Source organism: Herbaspirillum sp. B65 (genome assembly GCF_000333555.1).
GTDB classification, from domain to species: Bacteria; Pseudomonadota; Gammaproteobacteria; order Burkholderiales; family Burkholderiaceae_D; genus Herbaspirillum; species Herbaspirillum rubrisubalbicans.
This window is the reverse complement of the sequence record NZ_BADI01000967.1, coordinates 1-646: the sequence shown is the minus strand read 5'-3', so window position 1 is coordinate 646 and position 646 is coordinate 1. Positions and strand designations below refer to the sequence as shown.

Genomic DNA, 646 nt, shown 5'->3' with positions numbered 1-646 from the left:
CTGGTCATCAAGGCAGGGGTACTGGCATCGATGCTGGCCTGCACCGGCATGGCCCATGCCGAGCTGACCATCGGCGTGGTGATGTCGCTGACCGGTCCCGGTTCGGGCCTGGGTATTCCTGCCCAGCGGGTATGGAAGCGGCAGCCTGGTGGCGGGTTGATGGGATTGGGCGGGTCGCCGGCCAGCGGCGCTTGCTCGGTACGGCGGGTCGGGTCCATGCTGGGCATGGAGCGCAACAAGGCGCGCGTATAGGGATGCCGGGGTGCATCGAAGACCTGCTCGGCCGGCCCCACCTCGACCACCTGGCCCAGGTACATGACCAGCACGCGGTCCGAGATGAAACGCACCACGTTGAGGTCGTGGCTGATGAAGAGATAGGTGAGACCGAATTCCTGCTTCAGGTCCAGCAGCAGGTTCAACACCTGGGCTTCCACCGATTTGTCCAGCGCCGAGACGGCTTCGTCCAGGATCACCAGGCGCGGCTCCAGCGCCAGGGCACGGGCGATGTTGACGCGCTGGCGCTGGCCGCCCGAGAGTTCATGCGGATAGCGTCCGGCGAAACGCTCCGGCTGCAAACCCACACGCGCCAGCAGACTGCGGGCGCGGGCGATGGCCTCACGCGCCGGCAGGCCGTGCACGATGGGCG

General features: G+C 67.3%; 1 protein-coding gene. It reads right to left on the bottom strand.

The genetic code is table 11. The features are described from left to right. A partial coding sequence (locus I5W_RS22720; protein WP_252717179.1) for an oligopeptide/dipeptide ABC transporter ATP-binding protein occupies window positions 1–646 on the bottom strand: 646 nt, incomplete at both ends.